Here is a 22,158-nt window from a genome sequence, read left to right as displayed (position 1 = left end):
TCAGGTTATAAAGATAAATTCACACCGAAGGTAAAGACCCGCGAAGCCCAGGAACCCGTCTCCGGATCACCATACTCCCATTCTTTGGTCCAGGTGGCCACATTGCGCAGGGTGCCATACAGCTTCACCCGATTCAAGTGGTATTTGGATGTAAATGCCGTTGGCAGCGTATAGCCCACAGAAATATTGTCGAGGCGGATAAAAGAACGGTCGTAAAGCCGCTGTGCCCCCTCGGCCCCGATGGGCCCTTTGGCCTCAATACGGCCATAGCGATCTGTGGGGTTATCTGGCGTCCAGTATTCTTTCGCCGGCAGGTTGGCCAGTCCATAAGCCATCCGTCCGCCATCATCGTCGTTGTTCAGGTAATTGCCCGACAGGCTTTTGTGCCCCATATACGAATAGATATTAAACGAAAAGCTAAGGTCTTTCCATAAAGTCAGCTCATTACGCATCGACCAGCGGAAACGCGGATCGGTCTGTCCCAAAAAGACCTTGTCGTTATTGTTGTACACCGGTTTTGTACCGTTGGCATTGACCACATCATCTGCCGTATACACATTGGCCACTTTGGGGTCCCCGGGTGCCTGCCCATATTTGGCCGCGTCGGCAGCTTCATTGGCCTGCCATATGCCCGTCACACGATAGTCCCATATCGTCCCGATGGGCTGACCGATAAACCAGCCATTCGAAATCTCGTCCATTTCCTTGCTTCCGACCACGTTCCCATTGGCATCCAGCACGTCTTCGTAGTTCTTATACAGATGCACAATCTGGTTCTTATTGTACGAGAAACTAAAGGTGGTGGACCATTGCAGCTGCTCCTTTTGGAGGTTGACCGTATTTAAGGTCAGTTCAATTCCCTTGTTGTCCACTTGTCCCAAGTTGGTGGTGATGCGGCTAAATCCTGTAAAATTGGGCAGCTTCTGCTCCATGATCATATCGTGGGTCTGCATCAGGTAGTACTCCAGCGTACCCGAAATCCGGTTCTTCAAGAAGCCGAAGTCGAGGCCAAAATTCCATGCCGTGGTCTTTTCCCATTGCAGATTGGGATTGGCCAAGCGGTCTACCATCAGGTACCGGTACTGGAGGAGTTCGCCGGCCGAATTGAGGTAACCATGCATTTTGCCGCTGCCTGAATACAGGTTGGCAAGTGCCAGGTTGGGATCGGCAAGCTGTCGATTACCATTTTTACCGTAGGAAACACGCAATTTTCCATAATCCATCACATCGGTCCATTTGAAGAATTTCTCTTTGGTGAAGTTCCAGGCCAGGGCCAACGAAGGAAAGGTCGCATACGGATTGGAGGTCCCAAAGGCCGAGTAGCCATCCCGCCGGATAGAAGTAGTAAGCATATAGCGGTCGTCGTAAGAATAGAATAAACGGGCCAATAAGGCATCTGCTGTCTGGTGTGTGTCGTAGCTATTGAAGCTGCTGTTTTCCTTCGAGCCATTTTCGGTATTGTGAAAGCCCAGCGCATCCGAAGGTAAGATATTACGGGCCTCAATGCGGTCTTTCCAGGACTGCTGCTCCTCCGCTTCCTGCACCAAAGTCAGCATCAGACGATGCTTGTCCGCAAAGGTCTGCTCCCAGCTGATGGTATTGTTGAGCGACCAGTCAAAGCGTTTGGTCTGCTCACGGTTTGCCCCACGATCGGCGGGATTAGATCCGGGCAGCTCGGCCGACATAAAATAGCGGTCGTGGAAATATTGCAGGCGCGGCGACGCGTTGAAGGAATAGGTTATGTTAAAAGGCAGTTTAATTTTCGCATTGAAAATGGAATTAAATACCGTATATCCTTTGTCCAGTTCGAGATATTTCTTCTGAAAATCATAGTTATAACCGCGCTGGCTGAACTGCTCGCTGAGTGGATATTGCAGGGGATTGCCGTTGGCATCGGCATAATCGGCGTAAGGGCTGTTGCGTAGTGTCTGATCCATATCGATATCGATGTTACCGTCGGAGCGATCCTGAAAATTCACATTGGCGCCCAATTCCAGCCAGTTGGTTACATGCGCATTGATTTTCATGTTGGCGCGGGCAGCCTTGTATGTATCGCTGACGACGGTACCCTCATTTTTGAGGTACCCCATGGATAAGTAATAGTTGACCCTATCACTGGCACCACTGACGCTGGCATTATAATCCTGGTTGAAACCCGTACGAAAAGTATGGTCAGCCCAATCTACCGTTTTTCCGTCCAGAAAGTTCTGCAGTGCATTTCCCTGCAGGCCCAATCGGCGGCCCCAAATACTCTGGTCAGATTCACCATTCTGATTGGTCGACTGCGCGCGCCAGGCATCGAGCGTTAAAGATGCGGGCAATTGGCCGGGATTAAGGTAAAAGCCATAGGGCACGGTGAGGTTTCCGTTGTCGTCACGCGTTTGATAGGCCCCATAGATCCCCGTCGTCGGATCGATGCCGTAGGTATTCTTGGTATACCAGTCTTCCCGATGCTGCATATAAGCTTCCGGGCTGAATCTTTTGCGGTATTCACTCAGTTGGGTAGCACCCGCATTCATGGTCATATTGATGGTCGGCTTCCCCTGCTTGCCCTTTTTGGTACTGATGATAATGACACCACTTGCAGCCTTGGACCCGTAGATGGCCGCCGCAGAGGCATCCTTTAAGATGTCGATCTGCTCGATATCATCCGGGTTGATTTCAGAAAGCTCACCATAAAAAATCATCCCGTCAAGTACCAGCAGCGGATTATTGTGCCCGCTGTTGCTATCGTAAACCGAACGCTTACCCCGCACCTCAATGGAGCCACCGCCTTTTGCGGAGGCATCATAACCGATATTCATCCCTGCCGAACCACGGAGGATATCCTGTACGGTTTTGGGGTTTTCATTGGCAATGCGGTCGGGATGAATCTGCAATACCGAGCCCGTCAGATCCTTTTTGCGCATGGTGCCATAGCCCACCACGACCACTTCATCCAGCTCACCGGTGGCGGAAGTCAACTGCACATTATAGACCTTGGCTGGTGTCAGATCAATTTCCTGGCTCTTGTAGCCCAGCAGCTTGAATACCAGTTTTTTTGCATCCAGGGGTACCGAAATGGCATAGGTACCATCAGCTTTTGACGCGGCACTGATGTTACTGCCGGGTACATTGACCGTCACTGCCGCCAGCGGCTGGCCATTGCTATCCGATATCTTACCCGTAATTTCGCGGTTTTGTACCCCCAGGCTGACGATGGAGTCCGAGGGCACATTGGCTTTTAACGCCGTTGCAGGAGCAGCCAGTGAGACTAGACAGAGCAAGCAGGAACAGGGCATCCATTTGCCAATTCCAAAGCGATAAAAGCGATTTTGTTTTAGCTTACAATTGTTTCTCATAAAGAAATATTCACTTTAAGTGATTTAGAAATTTTATAATTGGTTCCCTCGTATTAAGGGATTTTAACTGTAAAAGTGAAGATTAGCCCTCAGAAAAATAGGACTCGATCGTATCAAAAAAGTGCTATTTTGTCTCAATAACACGATATTCAATATAAAAAATCAATATGAGTAGGTGGTTGGGTATGGAATTGTACCAGAGTCTTCCAAAAATCAGCGCAGACAAAATTTAACTACAACGTTTTCGTAATTTAACTATAACGTTTTCGTATTTTTATTATTACAGAAATATAAAGCGCTAAAGGAGCAATATTTGGAATCAAATGAGACGCTCTCTCGAAGCAGGCCTTTGGTCAATTGCAACATGTTGAGCCTATCTTTCAGATAAACATTGCTCAGCAGATTGGGATTAGGGAATAATTCACTTGTTTAATAAATCAAAGCAGGATGTACCTTAGTATTCCATGCGAATAGCTACACAATAAACTTTCTGATGCTCATCATATAACCTAGATGCAGTCCTTCATGAAAATTATTCCATTCGAAGGCATCGTATATTGAAGTGAGATGAAAGCCCGTCCCCGTAGTACGTTCATGGTAGGTTACAAACTTTTTGTTGTTAAAATCACTGATCGTCGGTTCTATCTGTTCAAGGAGCAATCTTTTCAGCAAGTCGGCTTCCTGTTGCGCTACAGGTGCAGTAGGCTTCGTTCCGGACTGGTAATTCAAATATACTTCCTCAGGAATATGTCCTTCTACCTCAGATCCGATATAAATTAATTTATGTTGTGTGGCAATGATGTGCCCGATATTCCAGATCAGGTTGTTGCTGAAGCCATCAGGAATACGATTGAGCTGTTCCAAAGAATAGTTTTCAAAGAATTTGAGGTAAGCCGTTCGGCTCGTTTTCCATGCGCGAAAGAGTGATTCCATGAGATATAAATAGGGTTAACAAGAGTGATCCTTATAGCTTTCCGCTTTCCACATTCAGTTGGCAATAATCATTGCCTGTGATTTTCCATTTTAGCCCCCAGTGGTGCAGGTCAAGGATAATCTTTAGCAGTTCTTTACCTTTTGCTGTTGGGCTATAACGAATCTGAGGAGGTATGGTGTTTTCGATATCTTCGGTAACGACAAGCGCTTCCTCTTTCAGCTCCTTTAAACGTTTGCTCAGTACCTGATCTGAAAGTGTTGGAAACATTCTTTTTAACGTGCTGAATTGCGACACATCCTCTGCAATACAATATAAAATCTGCATTTTCCAACGCAATGATATTTGCAGCAATACTTCGTTCACATCGCATGCCTGTGCCAACGTCTGCAGATTCTCCGTGTTGGTCGATTGTTCTTTTCGGGGTGTTGCCATTCTAAATATCAATTTCTAGCTACTCACTTCAGGATGAGTTATTGTGCGGACAAAAGCTTGCCTATACCTTTGTCAGGTATTAAAAAACAGTATAAAATTATAAAAAAATGAAACAACTGAGAACTTTATTTCTGCTTCTCCTGCTATTAGGCAGTGTATTATCCGGTTACGCTCAAAACCAAGATCGTCGTCCGACCTATGTGCTGGTGCATGGCGCCTGGCATGGAGGCTGGTGCTGGAAGGCCGTCGCACAGGGGCTAACTGATGCGCATTACAAAGTCTACGCCCCTACGCTGACCGGACTTGGCGAGCGTAAACATCTGATCGATCCATCGATAGATATCGACACCCATATCCAGGACATTATCAACCTGATCGAGATGGAAGATTTGCATGATGTGTATCTCGTGGGGCACAGCTATGCAGGTGCCGTGATTGCCGGAGTTGTCGATCGCATTCCGTCACGATTGCACAAATTGATTTTTCTAGACGCTATGATTATTGAAGATGGCCAGAGCCCCATTTCTTTGCAACCTAAGGCTGTGCAAGAAGTTCAGCTCAAAAACATTCAGCGGAAAGAAAATTTCGCTCCTTTTGATGTTACTTTGTTTGGTGTTACAGCACCCAGCATGGTCGCCTGGGTCAAGGATAGGCTCAGTCCACAACCCTTTGGCACATTCGCCCAGCGGCTGCACTTAAAAAATCCATATGGTAATGGATTACCCTTGGTCTATATCGCATGCACGGATCCGCAACTCCCCATCATGAAGGAGATGAGTGAAAAAGTACGCGCCGACCACAAGCTCAACTGGCAGTATCGGGAGATCGCTACGGGGCACGATGCCATGCTCACAGAGCCGAAAAAATTAGCGGATATGTTTATGGAGCTCGTGGATTGAATTTTGGTTGATTGCCGAGAAAATAGACTTGGCAATCAACCAAACTAAGCAACCGCTGCTAAAGCCCTTTGGACTTCAATATAAAAGGTTGGATACTCCATCATCATCGTTAAGCATAAGAATCAGTGGCGATAACGTTCAAAGAATTCATAAGTGCGCAACAGCTGATCGAGGCGTTGGCCTACATCTCCGGAGCGTGTGATCTCATGATCGGCGTGCGGGTGTCTGACATATTCTGTATCGCGTCCCAAATATTTGAGTTGCTTGTATAAAAAATCACTCTGCACAGGGCCTGTACGATTGTCCTGCTCCCCATGGAAAATAAGTAAAGGTGTTTTTATCTTCTCGGCATAAGTTGTAGGCGATTGGGCCAAAAGGATATCCCGCATCCCCTTTTCCCACGGAAAACCATCAAAATAGCGTTTCAACATGGGCCACACATTGGCGCTACCAAAAAATACATAGAGATCATACACCCCACGCTGACTTGATGCAGCACGGAACCGGCTCTCATGCGCCAATATCCAGGTGGTTAGATACGCACCATAAGATCCGCCAGTGATAAACAGCTGCGAGCTGTCGACGACACCGGTCGCAAGCGACAGATCCACTGCCTTAAGGACATCACGTGATGGCCCTGGCCCCCAGTCTTTAAAATTAGCTTTTAAAAAACTTTCTCCATAACCACTCGAACCGCGTGGATTCGAAAACAATACCGCATAGCCACGTGCGCGAAAGTACTGGTACTCGTGCCACATACTGGCATCCGCAGGACCGAACATCGAAGCTGGCCCACCATGAATCTCTACCAAAAGCGGATAACGTTTGTCCGTCTGGTAATTTGCAGGCTTCAAGAGCCAATAGTCGACCTCCAGTCCCTTTTCATTTCGAAAACTGCTTTTCTGGGCAATACCAATATTTTTTCCCGATAGCCATCCTGAATTGATCTCACTAATGACAGCACTATTTTTAAAATTGGCGTCCGCACGGTACAGCTCTGATGGATTTGCTAAAGTAGTTTTTGTGTAGAAAGCTTTCTGACCATTTACCCAATAGTCACCGATCCCCTCTTCCATCGAACTCAAGGTGCGTATATTGCCGGTTTTTATATCCGCACGATTTATGGTACGTCCGCCTCTATCCGACGCAATAAAGTAGACTGATTTTTCATCTGCTGAAAACTGTATATTACTTAGGCTACGGTCTACAGCCAAGCTATTACCTTTCCAGTTTTGGGTATCATAGATAAACAATTCACCGACTGTCAATGAATTCTGCCGGCCTCGATTCACGGCAACCCATTTTCCTGATGCCGATACCGCAGCCACCTGAAAGCGATGTATGCTATCCCCCAAAATTACCTGTCTTTTTTTATTAGGCAGGTCAAATAAGATCAGATCAGTCGATGCTACGCGGTCCGGATGAAGGCCATTTTCGGTCTCTACGCTTAAAAGCACCTTATTGTTCCCTAAAAATTCCGCTCCTGTATAGCTTCGAAAGCCTTGGGTTAAAGGAACAGGCTGTGTGTTGGCTGCGAGATCCAAGATGTACCAATGCGTAAAGCGGATTTCGCCCGTCGTTGAATTTTCTGTCTGAAACTGCAATTTGTTGGTCACTTTGGCGATACCCTGCTGTTCATCATGTTTGAGATAAGCAATTATTTCCGCTAGGCCGCCGTCACGATCTTCTTGTGCAGGTTCAGCTAATAAGGATACATTATGGCTATCCGCCGGTTTTTCCGTCGACCATGGTGGCACATAGCCAGCAGGATTGAAATCTTTACTTTTTACCAGCTCGCCAAGCGTAAAGCTACTTGATAAAAGTACCTTTGAACCGTCCGGACTGAATCGTACAGTACCCAGCCCCTGCTCGAGCTTGGTTAGCTGTTGAGGCTCTTGACCGTCTGATGGAAATAAAAAAAGCTGCGAACGTTTGTTGCTTCCCTTGCCAAGAGCCCATCTGCGTCCATCCGGGCCGTACAAGATTTGTGTAAATTGCTGGTCCACCTTTAGCGGATCAGCCTTTGCTGTCGATGCCGTTCTGTTTACATACCAGAGCGTTTCATAACGAAAACCGCCATGCTTGGTCGTATCGGCAACAATCCCGCGCACAGCATAAGCCAGTTCACTTCCGTCCGGTTTCACCTGCAGGTCAACGATATTTTTTATTCGAACCAGATCACTCGCCACGATCAAACTATCCGTCGCCGGTGCCCCGGCAAAAGCTGGAGAAATACTCCCCAGCAGCAGCAGACAAATTAGGTGGTACTTCCAACGTTTGTATTGACTAGCTTTCATTGAGTTTTTCGATTAATTTTTGTGCAGAAATACGGGCTTTGCGCTGTATAAAATCAGCGTCGGTGTTGTCGCCAATTTCATAGACCAATGCTTCGGCATGATACGTTTTATACAAATAGCTATACGCCGTGAAGGTCGATCCACCCAAATACAGGGGCTTCACCAGCGGTTCATACCCTGGAATAGCTTGTTTGACTGCGGCTATCCAGGTGGGAATAAAGCCCGGAAACCGACTTGGCAAGGCAGGATCCACCGTGTAGTAAATATCGCTTCCCGTAGAATGAAAATCGATGGCAAAATAAAGCTCGCGGCCCTGCTGCTCGATTTCCCGTTTAAAATAATCGCGCAGCGCCACAGTCTCGGGCTGGTTAAATTCTTCCCAGTCACGGTTGAGGTCAACACCATTGGCATTGGCACGCCAATGCCCTAGATCCACTCCATCGGGATTAACGATGGGGATCAGGTAAATACGATATTTTTCACGAAACCGCTTTGCATCGTCGCTATTACCCAAGAGGTATTCGACAAAGCTGGCATATGCATAATGCCCTGTAATTTCGGGTGGATGCTGTCTCCCGAGGACCGCGATAGCCTTTTTACTTTGCGGATTGCCCCCCACATATACATTAATTGGTTTGCCAAGGGCCGTTTTACCCACTTCCTGTTTTTGTATTTGAACAGCAGGATTTACCTGTTCAATCCAGCTATATACTGCTTTCGACGGAATATTTGCCTGTGCCGAGATCCATGTTCTCTTACTGGAAATCGGCAAGTCAAAAGAAGCACCGTTGATCTTATTCCAGTTCGTTCCGTCTATACTCACTTTCGGGTCGTAACGATGACGCACGCCGGAAGGATAGTCAAGCTGGATTTTTATCGTCGTATCGCGGGCGGACCAGACCTGAAAACCATACCAGGGGCTAGGATTGATCGGCGTGCGTTCCGGCGCGACCTGCAGGTGGTATACGCCTTCACTGGATTTTGTGAGGCCATTCAGTCGGGCACCATCATAGTCATTGCTAAAAAAGACCCGTTGATCCACGGTGAATGTGCCGCGTTCCTGTTTGACGATAGCTTGGGATTTGGTCGATTCATAGCTAATCGGATTCTGCCCTTTAAAATCTTTTTTCAGTCCGCCGATCTCGGTTTTCCCTTGATTAAACAAACTGTCCAACACCTTGCCTAGTTCTTCGCCACGGACATTCTTGGCAATGATTGTCCCCTTGTCGTCCACCAAAAAATTGGCGGGAATTGCCCGAACAGCATAGGTAGCGGCAATTTCGCTATTCCAGTATTTTAATTCGGAGACATGCTGCCAGGTCAGGTGATCGTCGGCAATACCTTTGAGCCAAGCTTCTTTCTTCTTGTCCAGTGAAATGGCATAAATTTCAAAGCCCTGGGATTTATATTTTTGGTAATTGGCCACAATATTCGGATTCTCCTTTCGGCAAGGAGGACACCATGAAGCCCAAAAATCAATCAATGTATATTTCCCCAAATGATCGTAGAGCGCCTGCGGGTTGCCATCAGGGTCATTGGCGACAATGACCGGGGCTTTCTTGCCTACGGCTACCTGCCGCGTCACGGCGATGATTTTGCGGAGATCCTGTATATAACGCGATTGCTGTTGAGAACCGGAGAGCAGGGCGATATGCGCTTCCAGTTCTTCCGGAGACAGGCGATAGGACCATTCCCTGTAAAGCAGGTAGCTTGAAACGATATTATCCGGATATTTTTGGATGAAGGATCGTATATCGGGCTTGCGCTGTGCCCGATATTCTTCAAAGAGTTCCTGGCTTTTCGACCCAGATAATGATACCGACTGTCTGTTGTCATCTTTTGCATCGATCGTCACTTTATTATCCCCTACATCCAGAAAAACATAGCTCGGAACCACATCCCGCTCTGTAGAAATGCCATACAGGTCAGGCAACGGAAGTTGCTTCCGGAAAGCAAAGGAGCCCTTTTTCACCTGAGCAGAATCAATCACTGTAAATATTTTATTTTCAAAACGTTGCAGATACACAACAGTAGCATCGCTATTCTTGACCGTTCCTTTGAGTGAGAGGGTCTGCTGCTGTGCCTGTAAAGATCCTACACTGGCCAGCAGTAAAGGAATAAGGAGTTTACTTGTCTTAATCATGTTTGACTAGTTTAGTTAAAAAGTTTATTGGCCGCCAATTCGGTGTTAGGCGCTGGAAAAATATAGTTCTGGGCTGTTATAGGTACCGAAGGTATCTGTATATTCGCATCACCTTTTGCAGGTAGCTCTTTCAATTGACGGAGCAAATCGTGCCCCCGCAAACCCTCACCGAGCAATTCTATTCGTCGTTCTTTGGCAATGGCTTCCAAGATGGCCGTTTTGCTTGCCAGAGCGGCCCCAGGAAATTCAAAACTCGCATCAGATCGTTGGTGCACAGCCTTTAAGAGTGAGCCTGCGATCGTTAGCTGTTCAGCCTGCGCAGCAGCTTCTGCATAATTTAACAAGACCTCAGCATAGCGAATAACCGGAATATAGTCCACGTAAGGCGAAGCCTTAGCATACTTTTTCAGGTACTGTTTGTCACCACTTGCCTGAAGGAGGCTACGCCGTTTGTCTGCCTGACGCCACTGCGTGTCGTTTAGAATACCATTTGGATTAAGATAATATTCTTTATTGACCAGATAGACATAGCCTACCGCAGACTGCCCCGAAAGTGCATCCGTTGTGCTCGCCGGCATACTTAAAATGGATTCCGGCGTGGTGTAATTGCCCCCAAAAATCGCCGTAATATCTGTCTGTAACTCATTCGCAACGCCTTGCTGCGCCTTAAATGGTGCAATTTGCTGCGGGACGATCTTTTTTGCTTCCTCCAGTACCTTTGCATAATTATTGATCGTCAGGTAAACCCTGGTTTTGAATGCCCGGGCTGTATTTTTATGCGCCCGCGTTGTATTGAGCAGCGCGGTTGAATAGTTTTCTGGCAAATCCTTTTCAGCCTCATCGAGATCGCTCAAGATCTGTTTGTACACCTGTGCAACCGTACTGCGGGCCAGATCATTGTTGTTTCCGTCCACCTCGGCCTGCAGACGTAATGGTAGTCCCGGCGAGGCCCCCTGATCTTTGTTGTAAGGTTGCGCAAATACCGTCACCAGACTAAAATAAGATACTGCACGCAGGAACTTTGCTTCTGCAATATAAGCTTTGGAAAGTTCAGTACCGATGACTTCAGTCCCGGGACTAAGGGCAGCAATCAGGATATTCGCGCCGTTAATCGTAGTATAAGCCGCAGACCAGAGGTTGTTGATATCATTGGATCCCGAACTGTAGGAATTGTTCCAGCTTTCATAGGCTGTATAGCTATTGGCCGTCACATTGATAAAATCCTCGCCACGGACGTCCTGGTAAAGGAGATAACGTCCACCATACAAACTGGCTGCTTTTAAACTTTTATAAATGCCATTGACGACCCCCTCGATCCGAGCAGGTGTATCAAAGACGTTTTTATCCGATATAGAGGTAGTCGGCACAGGAAACAATCCGTCATCCCTTTTGCAGGAGTTCAGGGTAGATACCAGTAATAATGCGCTGACTAAGTAAAGATTTCTTTTTGTGTTAATTTTCATGTTTTCAGATTTTTAGAATGAGACATTTAAACCAGCTGTCCAGGTACGCCCCTGTCCGATCGAGTTCTTTTCCACACCGATGGAGGTATTAGAGTTTCCGTTGGAAGAAGACTCTGGATCTGTACCCGAATACCCCGTGATCAAGAAAAGATTCGACGCCTGACCATAGATCCGGATACTGGAAAGTCCTATCTTATTAAACAGGTTACCACGGAATGTGTAGCCCAGCGTTAACTGTTGCAAACGAAGGAAATCAGCTTTCTCGGCATTTTGATCGATGGAAAATCCAGCGGAACCGTTTGAGATCACATCGTTATAGACCAGTCGAGGTATGTCAGTCTGCTGCCCTGCTGTAGTCCATCGATTAAGCACTTCGACCGAATTGTTGTAAAAACGCTGATCCAGTAGCGTACCTCTTGTACCGTTCATGACTTTATTGCCACCTGCAAAGGTGAAATTGACCGCAGCATCAAAAGCTTTATAGCGGAATGAATTATTAAAGCCGCCGTAATAAGTTGGCAGTGCCGTCCCCAAGACCTGATAGTCGGCTACCGTGATCGGATTAGCAACGCGGCCGTCCAAATAGGTCCAATTGCTCTGTCCTGAAGCTACCGCAGCACTATATTGTACACGCTCGCCATTTTTATTGATAAATATCCGCTGCCCATTTTCAGGATTTACACCATCGGTGACTGCACCGTACAGGCTACCCACCGCGTACCCCACACGTGTAATGTTGTTGGCTTCAGTGGTGGTGTGCGTATAACCAATGATGTCATTGCCGGCAGACAGCGATGTGACTTTATTTTTTACATGCGTAAAATTAAGCGATGAGTTCCAGGTAAAATCCCTTTTTTTGACGATATCACCACTGATAGCAAATTCGATCCCGCGGTTATACATGCTGCCGACATTTTTAAGAATACTGTTACCTGGAATACCTTTTGATGGCGACTGCGGCACATCCAGAATAAGTCCATTCACATTGTTTCTAAAGTAATCGACATCCACATGCAGGCGCTTTTGGGCTAAGTCCAAGCTCAGCCCAAAATTAGTCTGTTCGGAAGTCTCCCAGCCCAGATCCGGATCACCCGCCTGCGACATGCTCCAGGTAGGCGCTGTTCCATAGAGCGATGAGCTATAGAGATTGAGTGATTCATAAGCCGAAAGATTTCCATTGCCGACCTTACCCCAGCTCCCCCGGAAACGCAAGTCGCCCAGTAGATTTGCCAAGCTGCTATTCTTATAGAAATCCTCTTCAAAAACAGACCAGCCCAGCGACACGCCACCAAAATCACCATACTTGCTGTTTGCTCCCAAAGCCGAATTACCATCCCTTCTAAAATTGGCCGTCAGGAAATAACGCTTATTGTAGTTGTAAGTGGCACGGACAAAGGTGGAGCGATAGAAACGCTCCGTAACACTCCCACCAGCCCCGGATAGTGTCGTCCAATTGCCCTGAAAGTTTTCAAAAAACGGATCAGAGGCGTTGTTTTGCGATGCATTCCAGCTATCGTTGTCATATTTTTGGATATCGTAGCCCGCTAACAGCGTCAAGGCGTGCTTTTCGGCAAACACCTGATCATAGCTTAGGCTGTTGGTAAAATTCCAGTTGTTGCGCAGGCTGCTCACATTGGTGACCGATCCACCATTGGTATAGCCCGATGAGCCCAGATTGGGGCTCAAATACGTTTTGGTAGTGGACAGGTTACGGTCTACCGCATAGGTCGTGGTGAATTTTAAGTTTTTCAACAAATTGAGCGAGGCATGCAGGTTTCCCAAGATATGATCGTTGCCAGTCGTGTATTTGCTGTAGGCAAATAATGCTTCAGGATTGTATAAAGTATTCGTAAATAAGTTGGCTCCAGGACCTAATAAACCCGTGCTACTTAAATTGTAGCTGCCGTCATCTTTATATGCTGAGACATTTGGCGGCAATACCAGCGCCAATCGAGCGCCACCGATCAACAGCAGCTGGCTGCTGGGCAATGAACCCGAATTTTTGGCGTCGTTGAAGGTATTGTTATAGGTCAGGTTGCTACCAAGCGAAAACCAATCGTTAACTTTATGCTCTATATTAAACCGCAGGCCTTTGCGGTCGAAGCTGTTTTTTGCAAAAAAGCCTTCCTGGTCCGAGTAATTTCCCGAAAAATAATACTGTGTATTTGCGTTGGCTCCGCTTACGGCGAGGCTATGGTTGTGGCTATAGCCGGTATTATAGACATGATCGTACCAATTCGTTTCAACCAGCTTGCCATTGGCATCATACTGCGGGAAGAAAAGCGCACTAGCCACCTTATCGTTGGTACCGTTTCCTGACAAGATCTTGTTGTTCAATACAGCTTCATTTTTGATATCGATGTACTGACTGGCATTCAGCAGCTTAGGCAAGCGTGTCGCGGATACCGCAGAACCCCAGACGTCGTAGGTGACTTTTGCGCGGCCTTGTTTGCCTTTTTTGGTCGTTACGATCAATACACCCCCTGCTGCCCTCGAACCATAGATTGAAGTAGAAGCCGCATCTTTCAAGACATCTATCGATTCGATATCCGAGGGGTTGATATCTGCGAGCGGATTATTGGCCACATTGGATGTACCAATATTACCCGTATTGACAGGTATACCATCAATGACGATTAAGGGATACGAACTGAGGGATATCGAATTCAGGCCCCGTATCCGTATGACAGGTGGATTATTGAGCAATCCATTCGGCAACGATATACTTACGCCCGAGGCCTTACCCGCCAGGGCCTGATCAAAACTTTGTACGGGGATATCTTTGATTGCTTCTGCGGAGATCGTTGATGCTGCACCCGTAAAGTCTTTTCGTTTTTGAGTCCCATAGCCCACGACGACGACTTCTTCCAGCGTACGGTCCTCGCGAACCAAGCGTACAGTATCCCCCGGCTCTTCAATAAGGGCGATTTGCTCTTTATAGCCGACAGATGAGACGACGACTCGTGCAGGTAGCTTTTGTCCGGTGACAAAAGCAAAATTGCCCTTTCGGTCTGTGGTCACAGCATGCGTAACACCATAAAGCTTGACCGTAGCACCTTCAATAGGCTGGCCATTTTCGGCATCAATCACCTGCCCCCGGAAGGATGCATTTATAATCGTTTTTGGAGTTTCCTGTGCGTAAGTTACCAATGGCTGTTCTGCCAGGCCTGCCAATAACAGGTACGCCGAATAGTGTAGTATTCTTCTCTTATTCATAGGTAGAATCGTTTAGTTTAAAAAATAGATGTCCTGGCCATAAACATGTTTATAGCAAAAGGATAGTGAGCAATACTAGAATTATTGCCCTTATTATCAAGAGTTGGAGAATTTTATTAGCTACACATTCGAGGCACAGAGAACGCCCTATAAGCTTTTGGAAAAGATAGATTACTTACTTTGAAAAGGTGGTTTAGATAATGCTGTTTCATTTTTACTTTGTTTAGATAGTGATTAAATCGTCGCCAACGCCAATTGAAACTACGATAAAACAAATGTAAGCATTAAAACAAAATAATGTATACTAAAATAGTAGATTTTTTTTATCGATCATTGTGTTCATTCTTACAAAGGGGACCCAAAGATGCTGATTCGTTTTTTATTGAACTTTTTGATAAGAGTATTGTTCATTTAAAAAGGAATATGGTTCAATTTTTAAAGAAGAACGTATGAAAGCACAAATCGGACTGATTATCACGGCAGTTGCTGGAGCAGCATTGCTCGCATACAGAAGCTGGAAACAGCGTTCTGTACAGGGATCAACAGAAAAAACAGATCGCAAACAGACGGGCAATCTAACGAACCCACCCTCTTGGTACCGCCCGCTTAAAATGCCCGACATCGACAGCATCGATATTGTGTCATTGCAATATGCACCCGCCATGGTATCGCCCGACAGAAATGATGCGGCGCAAGGGATCAACAAAAATATTTCGTATTATCCTAAAGGCAATAGACATCAATAAGGTAATAACATAGAACCTTATTGATGTCTTATGATCCTGAATAACTAGCAGAACAATAGCTTATTGTGCTAATTATTCATTCCTTTGCTTGAGCTAGCTTCAGGCAAGCGGAGCACTGCCCAAACAACAGCTTATTGCTCCAATTCTTTCAGGTATTCGATCATGGCATCGAGGCTTTGTAAGAGCTTTTCACCTTCAAACCCCACCTTTCGAAAACGAATGTTCCCTTTTTTGTCCAGGATTAACGTTGTCGGAATTGACGTGATATCCAGCTTGCTGCTGAGCTTTTTATCTTGGTTGTAATAAAATGGAAAGTCAAATTGGGGATTGGCCTGTGCCCATTTGTTGGCGTCGTCCCAGCTATTTCCACTGCCCGAATTGAGTATAACGAATTTCACTTGCGGATCGTCTGCATATTTTTTGTACACCTGATGCAAATAGGGAAAAGAGGCGATGCAGGGCTTACACCAGGTGGCCCAAAAATCAATGATCACAATCTTGTCCGTGAGTTCCGATTTAAGCAATGGTTTCTTGTCCATATCAACAATGCTGATGTCTTCTGGAAATGGCGTATTGCCGATGATTTTCTGAAACTCCTCATAATACACCTGTTTCCATTGCTTGTCAAGCTTGTTAAAATAAGCTTGCCGTTCTGCAGCATTGCCCATTCCTGTTTTAACGAGCGCGCTGTCGAGAAGCTGCCGGATCTGTGGGTCAAAAGGAGCATGCCGATAGGCTGCCTCCAATACGGGTATAGCGCTGGTCGGATCATTCCACTGCTGATACTGCATGGCCACAGCCCGCAGTAGTGCAGCCGACTGAAGTGTAGGAATACTTTTTGCAAACCAGTCCCGGGCAGCTTCGGGCTGATTTAACTGCGCGGTGATCAGTCCCTGATTGGCCATAATTTCAGCTTTTATCGCCCTGAGCTTATCTACCTTGGCCGGATCATGGGCCACCAGATAGCCCGTTTCGGGGAAATAGCGTATTAGACTCACGGGATAGGCCGCAACACTATCAAGTAGATATAAATTGAGTTTGGACGCATCTTGCAGCATCAGCTTATGATCCAATAGCAGCTGCACATATTCATTATATGTGCGCCATTTATAGGGATCTTGTTCCCAACGGGTAATCAGGGGCAGGTATTTCCGGGCCTGTACGCTGTCGCCGTGGCGCACGTAGTAGGTAAAAAGATATTCGTATGCGCTGCCATAGGCCGTCTCATTATCGGCCGTTTTGAGGGAAAGAAGCTCCCCTATCTTCGCGACCACGGCGGTGGAGTCCTGCTCGCGAAACAACTTATTGAGCCGATAAGATATCCCGATCTTCTGGTTGGGAAACTCGTTGATCACGACCTGACGGATCGAATCCACTTTTTGGTTTTGGCCAAGTATCAGATAGCCCATGGTCACCTTGTTGAGGTTACCTTCAACGAGTGGATTGCTTCTGAATTTCTTTTCTACCACGGCCAAACCCTTTTTCAACAGCCGCGCCTGCTGGGCCGGACTACCGGTTTTCATCTGTAGCACAATCAGCCGGAGCTGTGCCTCGTAATTGTCGGGATATAGACTCAACTCTTTTTTGAGGTAATATTCCTGTGTAGCAACGATATGATCCGAGGTTTTATCCTGGACCGGTACGCTGTAGGATTTTCCCAGGTAATTACCCGCGATCAGTTTCCCCTGCTTATAGACGTAGATCTCATATTGACTGCTATCGCTTGCCTGCTGTACAAATTTTTTGTCTTTGTCGGCGATCGTAAAGCAGGAAAAGTTGGCGTAGGCAGGCAGTTTAAACCGTACACGCCACAGTCCACCTTGTCGCTCCATAGGCATGCGGCTCGGAAATTCATAAAAATTTGAATAGTTGAAATCCACGAAAAATGGCCCCGCACTATGGACCGCAGCAGATTTACCCGGATCAAAGCTGATGGTCACGGTATCACCGGCCGCTGCTTTTTCCGGCGTTATGCTGACTTGTGCCTGCAACAGCAGGCTTGCCTGGAGCAGGCAAAGCAGCAACGCGTATTTGAATAGCTTAATCATTCTGTTGGAGGTTAGCATTTGTGATTAAAATAGCACTGGCGATCGGTATTTTGGTATCGCTTTCAATAAAGTCTGTTTTGACCTTTGAAAGTACAGGCAGTGCCCTGTTCGTGCGGACCAGGTCAAACCATCGGTGGCCCCATTCACCGAGCAGTTCCAGTTGGCGTTCTTTTTCAAGCGCCAGGGCGATGCTCGCCTTGTCCATCGTTTGTGGTAGCGCAGCAAGGCCTGCACGCTCACGGATCTGATTGATATCCTGTAGTGCCGCCTGCAACTTATTTTGGTTCAACCGCGCTTCGGCACGGATCAGATACTGCTCGGCAAGACGCAGCACGGTATTGTATTCGGTAACAGGTGTGCCCGTACGCAACTTGTACTTATAGGGCATATAAAGTGTCTTATTATTTACAACATAAGGCTTTAACCACATGGCTTTACGTAAGTCATTCTCTTCATAGGCCGCTACCGTGGTATCATACACCTGATAGTAACTCCGTGCCGTAGCTACTGCAGGAACGATACTGAAACCCTCCCAGGTGTTGACCCCGGCAGTAGAAAGATTAACGGTCTGCAGCTGCCAGATCGCCTCTTTGCTCGTCTTCAAAAAAACGGTATTTAGATCACGCGACAGTTCATACCGATTGTCAGCGATGACTTTGTCAGCCATCTCTTCGGCATTGGCCCAGTCTGCATGATAAAGATATACCCGGGCCAATAGCGCGTCAACCGCTTTTCTATTGGGGCGGGTACGCTCATTGCCCTGATAGGCGTCAGCAATATCGACAGCAGCTTTCTTCAGATCTTCCACCATGAACGCATAGAGCTCCTCCCGGGAGGCAGGACCTTTTCGGTTGTTGGCCTCCAGGTCTTTGGTATCCGTGATCAAGGGTACTTTGTTGAAGAGGTTGCTCAGGTAAAAGTAATTGAACACCCGCGTAAAACGGGCCTCGGCCGATAGCTGTGCCTTTACCGTACTGCTGAGCGCCGAAGCTTCCACTCCCTCGATAATCTTATTGCTGTGATTGATATAGCTATAAGGTTGCGACCAGAGCCGATCGAGATAAGAGGTCGCCGGACTTAGTTTATTGTATTTGTACTCATCATAGCTTGTAAAAGCTGAGTTGTAATCGTCGGCCAGACTGGACAGTACAATGGTCATCAGTCCACTGGCGAACTGGTTGTTGTAGTTGTTCATACTGGTATAGAGTCCGCCCACGGTTGCTGTGGCCGTCTTTTCGTCACTGAAGGCCGACTCTGCCGCCACTTCTGTCTTGGGCGGGTCCACTGCCAGAAATTTATTGCAGGATATGTTCATCAGTGCTGTCGCAAAAAGGCTGTAGATGATATATTTATTCATGGGATAAGTCTTTAGTCGTTTTATGATCATTAAAAAGTGAGCTGAACCGTAAAAGTATAGGTACGCATCGATGGCGTGGCGCTATTCCGTACCGAACCAAAGACATTGACATCCGAGAGATAGGTACGGTCAAAACCCGGCATCTCCGGATCCATCCCCCTAAAGCTTGTCCAGGTAAAGAGGTTCTGTGCATTAAATTGTACCAGCGCCCTGCTGATATTGATCTTCTGGGTCCATTTGGAAATATCATAACTGAGCGATACATTTTTTAAGCGGATAAAAGAAGCATCGTCCCATACCGCCGATGAATACCGGTAGTAATTGCGGTAAGCCAGGTTGGCTTCGTTGGCGCTATTGGCGGTAGCGCGTGGTACATCCGTCACATCTCCCGGCTGCTGCCAACGGTCCAACACATATTCATCCAGATTGCCCATTCCGCCAATGGTCGTTGCCTGTGGGCCATACCCAATGGATGGTCCCTCCTGTTTAACAAATTGAAATAGGAACCCAAGGCTCACACTGCCATAACTTAGATTGTTGCCGATACCACCATAATACTTGGGCAGCAGTGAGCCCAAGGTCACATAGTCATTGAAATCACTGATCTTCCCATCGCCATCCACATCCCGGAATTGGGCGACCCCGGTTTGCGGATCCACTCCGGTAAACTGAAATCCACGGACGATACGTGTGGACTCGCCAATGACATATCGCCTCGCATCACTGCTATTTCCAAGACCAGGATATTCAAGCAGGGTGTTGGATGGAAAAGTGATATTGAAATTGGTTTTCCAGCTGAACTTTTCCTTTTGGATATTCACACTGCTCAGCTCAAACTCCAAGCCCTTATTTTCGATCAGTGCCGGGGTATTCCCAAAATAGGAATTATAGCCCGTCTGCGGCGCGAGCACGATATTGATCAACTGATTATCCGATCTATTGTTGTAATAATTGGCTGTGAGGAAAATACGGTCCCTGAAAAAGCCAAGGTCGAGGCCCAGTTCTTTCTTTTTAATTTCCTCCCATCCAAAATTGGGATTAAACACCCGTGTCGGATAAAGCCCGGTGATGCCCTGGTAGGCAAAGCCCGTTCCCCAGGTATCCAGGTACTGGTAATCTCCGATCTGGTCATTGCCCGTCACCCCCCAGCTGGCACGCAGTTTCCCGAAGCTAAGGATAGACTGATCTTTTAAAAATTCTTCGCTACTGAATACCCAGGCGGCACCAATCGACCCAAAATTACCGTACTTATTGTTGGGGCCAAAGCGGGACGAGCCATCTCTTCGGTAGCTGGCATTCACAAGGTATCTATCCGCATAGGCATAATTGATACGTGCAAATGCAGACTGATAGCGGTAATCCGCATACTGATTGTTGCGGATCGCAATGACACCTGCCGCAGCCATATTGGCTAACTGGGAATCACTTGGATAACTGCTACCATCCAAGTATTTACCTTCACTGATCCGCTGCTGCCAGGTACCGCCCAAAAGGAGCTTAAATTCATGTTTGCCAAAGTTTTTGCTGTAATTCAATTGCGGCTCAACGATGTAGGACTGATAATCCGAATTGCCGTAAGAGGCCATTGACCCTGTACTGGTCAATGGATTAAATCCGGCATTGGGCAGCAGGCGTGTCTGGTCCATGCTTTTGAGGTTATAACCTACATTGACTTTAGCGACCAATTCGGGTAAGATCGCGTACTCTGCTGAAAAGTTGGCCAGCAGGGATTTTGATTTTGACACACTCGAGCGCTCCATATATGCGGCTGGATTCTGCAAGGTTTGTTGAAACCAATAATAGTCTCCCTTTTCATCGTATAGGGGATAATTGGGCGCCAGGTTATAAAACTGTGCAATATCCGTTGGCACTGTATTGTTACGGTCCAAGTTGAGGTTGAAACTGCTATTGAGTTTAAATCGTTGATCTTTGGACTGCGTAGACAGATTCAACAAAGCACCCCCACGCTGATAATTTTGATTACCGGGCAATGGATCACCCTGGCGATTGAAATTGGCACTGGCCAGGTATTGGGTATATTCGTTTCCGCCGGAAAATGACAGCTGATACGTTGAGAAAGGAGCACTTGCCCCAAAAAACTCCTTTTGCCAGTCACTGTAAGCGGACTGATCCCAGGTCAGCAGATCCGGCGCATTATCTGCCGTCGCTGTCCAATTATCGTTTTTAAATCCTTCCTTACGGATTTCCAAATATTGCTCCGTATTGAGCATCTTGAGATTTCGAATGGCTTTACCGGAGCCAATATTGGCATTAAAATCTATTTTAAGTCCGCTTTTATTTCCCTTTTTGGTGGTTATCAGGATCACTCCATTCCCACCCCGGGAGCCATAAATGGCTGTTGCATCGGCATCCTTAAGCACATCGATCCGTTCAATATCCTTTGGATTGATCAGGCTTAGCGGGCTTTGATTTCCATTGGCTGAGGTAAACTGATTCATGCTTTCGTCCGAAAATGGAATACCGTCGATAATGTAAAGAGGGCTACTGCCATTGCTCAGTGAATTGACACCACGCAGCTGCACCTGAAAAGAGCTGCCCGGCAGCCCCGAATTAGATGCTATATTGAGTCCGGCCACGCGGCCCTGCAATGCCGCCAAGGGGTCCAATACCGGTTGGGTCTCTATTTCCTTGCTGGTCACGCTGGATACCGAACCTGTATTTTTGCGTATCGATGACGTACCGTAACCGATAACGACCACTTCATCCAGGTTGCCCGGATCTACCTCAAGGCTTATGTCAATGATGCCTTTGCCCGCAACCTTCACTTCCTTGCTGCGATAGCCAACATAAGTCAAGAGCAGTATATCATCCTGCTGCAGTCCATTTAAACTAAAACGGCCACTGGCATCGGTAACCGTACTGACTACCTTATTTTTAACACGGACACTTACCCCTTCAAGCGCTGCACCTGAAGCATTGCTGACCCGACCACTGATCGTAGCCTGCAGGGTCTTACCAGCTGCTTTCCCCTGGAGCACGATGGTGTTTTTGACAATTTGATAGCGGATACCTTTAGCTGAGAATGCCTGTTTAAGTAGTTCAGGGATATTGGCATTGGTCAAATTGACATCAACATTCAGATCGGGGCTAATTTCATTGGGATCATAAACAAAGCGATAATCGCTACGCTGCTCGATGGCTTTGACGAGCTGTTTAAATTGAACATGGTTGGATGGCTTGTCTCCCTGCTGGCTAAAGGCATAGCCATTGACATGCATCAGCATAAATAGCAGTGTTTTTACGGACTGTTTCATAGGGTAT

The 22,158-nt window shown here is 46.9% G+C and carries 12 protein-coding genes; 2 read left to right on the top strand and 10 right to left on the bottom strand.

The genetic code is table 11. The annotated features are described in order from the left end of the window. Window positions 1-5: 5 nt before the first annotated feature. The 3 genes from LC454_RS14085 to LC454_RS14075 all read right to left on the bottom strand — a co-directional run bounded on the left by LC454_RS14085 (window position 6) and on the right by LC454_RS14075 (window position 4,707). Window positions 6-3,341 carry a SusC/RagA family TonB-linked outer membrane protein gene (locus LC454_RS14085; protein ID WP_223583134.1) on the bottom strand — a complete coding sequence of 1,112 codons (3,336 nt, stop codon included), beginning with the start codon at window positions 3,339-3,341 and terminating at the stop codon, window positions 6-8. 474 nt (window positions 3,342-3,815) lie between these two features. Beyond that, the gene (locus LC454_RS14080; RefSeq protein WP_223583133.1) at window positions 3,816-4,274 is read right to left on the bottom strand and encodes a DinB family protein; all 459 of its coding nucleotides are present in this window, start codon (window positions 4,272-4,274) and stop codon (window positions 3,816-3,818) included. A 31-nt stretch (window positions 4,275-4,305) separates the two neighbouring features. Continuing rightward, complete coding sequence (locus LC454_RS14075) at window positions 4,306-4,707, bottom strand: winged helix-turn-helix transcriptional regulator (protein ID WP_223583132.1); 402 nt, start codon at window positions 4,705-4,707, stop codon at window positions 4,306-4,308. A 107-nt stretch (window positions 4,708-4,814) separates the two neighbouring features. Here LC454_RS14075 and LC454_RS14070 point away from each other — a divergent pair, with 107 nt between their 5' ends. Beyond that, complete coding sequence (locus LC454_RS14070) at window positions 4,815-5,606, top strand: alpha/beta hydrolase (protein ID WP_223583131.1); 792 nt, start codon at window positions 4,815-4,817, stop codon at window positions 5,604-5,606. A 122-nt stretch (window positions 5,607-5,728) separates the two neighbouring features. On the opposite strand, the gene LC454_RS14065 is transcribed toward LC454_RS14070, so the two are convergent. From LC454_RS14065 to LC454_RS14050, 4 genes are read right to left on the bottom strand one after another with little or no spacing between them, the layout of a single operon-like run. Continuing rightward, window positions 5,729-7,903 carry an alpha/beta hydrolase family protein gene (locus LC454_RS14065; RefSeq protein WP_223583130.1) on the bottom strand — a complete coding sequence of 725 codons (2,175 nt, stop codon included), beginning with the start codon at window positions 7,901-7,903 and terminating at the stop codon, window positions 5,729-5,731. After that, window positions 7,893-10,046: a M14 family zinc carboxypeptidase gene (locus LC454_RS14060; RefSeq protein WP_223583129.1), complete on the bottom strand. Its 2,154-nt coding sequence runs from the start codon at window positions 10,044-10,046 to the stop codon at window positions 7,893-7,895. The genes LC454_RS14065 and LC454_RS14060 overlap by 11 nt, the downstream gene beginning before the upstream one ends. Window positions 10,047-10,057: 11 nt before the next feature. Then, window positions 10,058-11,509, bottom strand: coding sequence for a RagB/SusD family nutrient uptake outer membrane protein (locus LC454_RS14055; protein ID WP_223583128.1), 1,452 nt, complete (start codon window positions 11,507-11,509; stop codon window positions 10,058-10,060). Between the two features lie 12 nt (window positions 11,510-11,521). Beyond that, window positions 11,522-14,725, bottom strand: coding sequence for a SusC/RagA family TonB-linked outer membrane protein (locus tag LC454_RS14050; RefSeq protein WP_223583127.1), 3,204 nt, complete (start codon window positions 14,723-14,725; stop codon window positions 11,522-11,524). Window positions 14,726-15,174: 449 nt separating this feature from the next. Between LC454_RS14050 and LC454_RS14045 the strand changes: the two genes are divergently transcribed. Then, window positions 15,175-15,471, top strand: coding sequence for a hypothetical protein (locus tag LC454_RS14045; protein WP_223583126.1), 297 nt, complete (start codon window positions 15,175-15,177; stop codon window positions 15,469-15,471). Window positions 15,472-15,602: 131 nt separating this feature from the next. Here LC454_RS14045 and LC454_RS14040 read toward each other — a convergent pair whose 3' ends face one another. The 3 genes from LC454_RS14040 to LC454_RS14030 are packed head-to-tail and all read right to left on the bottom strand — an operon-like array spanning window position 15,603 to window position 22,151. Continuing rightward, on the bottom strand, window positions 15,603-17,519 hold the full coding sequence (locus tag LC454_RS14040; protein WP_223583125.1) for a TlpA disulfide reductase family protein: 1,917 nt from the start codon (window positions 17,517-17,519) through the stop codon (window positions 15,603-15,605). Next, window positions 17,512-18,876, bottom strand: a complete 1,365-nt coding sequence (locus LC454_RS14035; protein ID WP_223583124.1) for a RagB/SusD family nutrient uptake outer membrane protein — start codon at window positions 18,874-18,876, stop codon at window positions 17,512-17,514. The genes LC454_RS14040 and LC454_RS14035 overlap by 8 nt, the downstream gene beginning before the upstream one ends. 29 nt (window positions 18,877-18,905) lie before the next feature. After that, on the bottom strand, window positions 18,906-22,151 hold the full coding sequence (locus LC454_RS14030; protein ID WP_223583123.1) for a TonB-dependent receptor: 3,246 nt from the start codon (window positions 22,149-22,151) through the stop codon (window positions 18,906-18,908). Window positions 22,152-22,158: the final 7 nt, after the last annotated feature.

The organism is Sphingobacterium sp. GVS05A (assembly GCF_019969845.1).
Taxonomy (GTDB): domain Bacteria; phylum Bacteroidota; class Bacteroidia; order Sphingobacteriales; family Sphingobacteriaceae; genus Sphingobacterium.
The sequence above is the reverse complement of the archived record's forward strand: the minus strand, read 5'-3'. Positions and strand labels throughout refer to the sequence as shown.

What these genes read in the sequence shown, in the direction of transcription:
- LC454_RS14045 (WP_223583126.1), top strand. Translation starts at nt 15,175, where the DNA reads ATGAAAGCACAAATCGGACTGATTATCACGGCAGTTGCTGGAGCAGCA.
- LC454_RS14060 (WP_223583129.1), bottom strand. Translation starts at nt 10,046, where the DNA reads ATGATTAAGACAAGTAAACTCCTTATTCCTTTACTGCTGGCCAGTGTA.
- LC454_RS14040 (WP_223583125.1), bottom strand. Translation starts at nt 17,519, where the DNA reads ATGATTAAGCTATTCAAATACGCGTTGCTGCTTTGCCTGCTCCAGGCA.
- LC454_RS14030 (WP_223583123.1), bottom strand. Translation starts at nt 22,151, where the DNA reads ATGAAACAGTCCGTAAAAACACTGCTATTTATGCTGATGCATGTCAAT.
- LC454_RS14080 (WP_223583133.1), bottom strand. Translation starts at nt 4,274, where the DNA reads ATGGAATCACTCTTTCGCGCATGGAAAACGAGCCGAACGGCTTACCTC.
- LC454_RS14035 (WP_223583124.1), bottom strand. Translation starts at nt 18,876, where the DNA reads ATGAATAAATATATCATCTACAGCCTTTTTGCGACAGCACTGATGAAC.
- LC454_RS14075 (WP_223583132.1), bottom strand. Translation starts at nt 4,707, where the DNA reads ATGGCAACACCCCGAAAAGAACAATCGACCAACACGGAGAATCTGCAG.
- LC454_RS14085 (WP_223583134.1), bottom strand. Translation starts at nt 3,341, where the DNA reads ATGAGAAACAATTGTAAGCTAAAACAAAATCGCTTTTATCGCTTTGGA.
- LC454_RS14070 (WP_223583131.1), top strand. Translation starts at nt 4,815, where the DNA reads ATGAAACAACTGAGAACTTTATTTCTGCTTCTCCTGCTATTAGGCAGT.
- LC454_RS14050 (WP_223583127.1), bottom strand. Translation starts at nt 14,725, where the DNA reads ATGAATAAGAGAAGAATACTACACTATTCGGCGTACCTGTTATTGGCA.
- LC454_RS14065 (WP_223583130.1), bottom strand. Translation starts at nt 7,903, where the DNA reads ATGAAAGCTAGTCAATACAAACGTTGGAAGTACCACCTAATTTGTCTG.
- LC454_RS14055 (WP_223583128.1), bottom strand. Translation starts at nt 11,509, where the DNA reads ATGAAAATTAACACAAAAAGAAATCTTTACTTAGTCAGCGCATTATTA.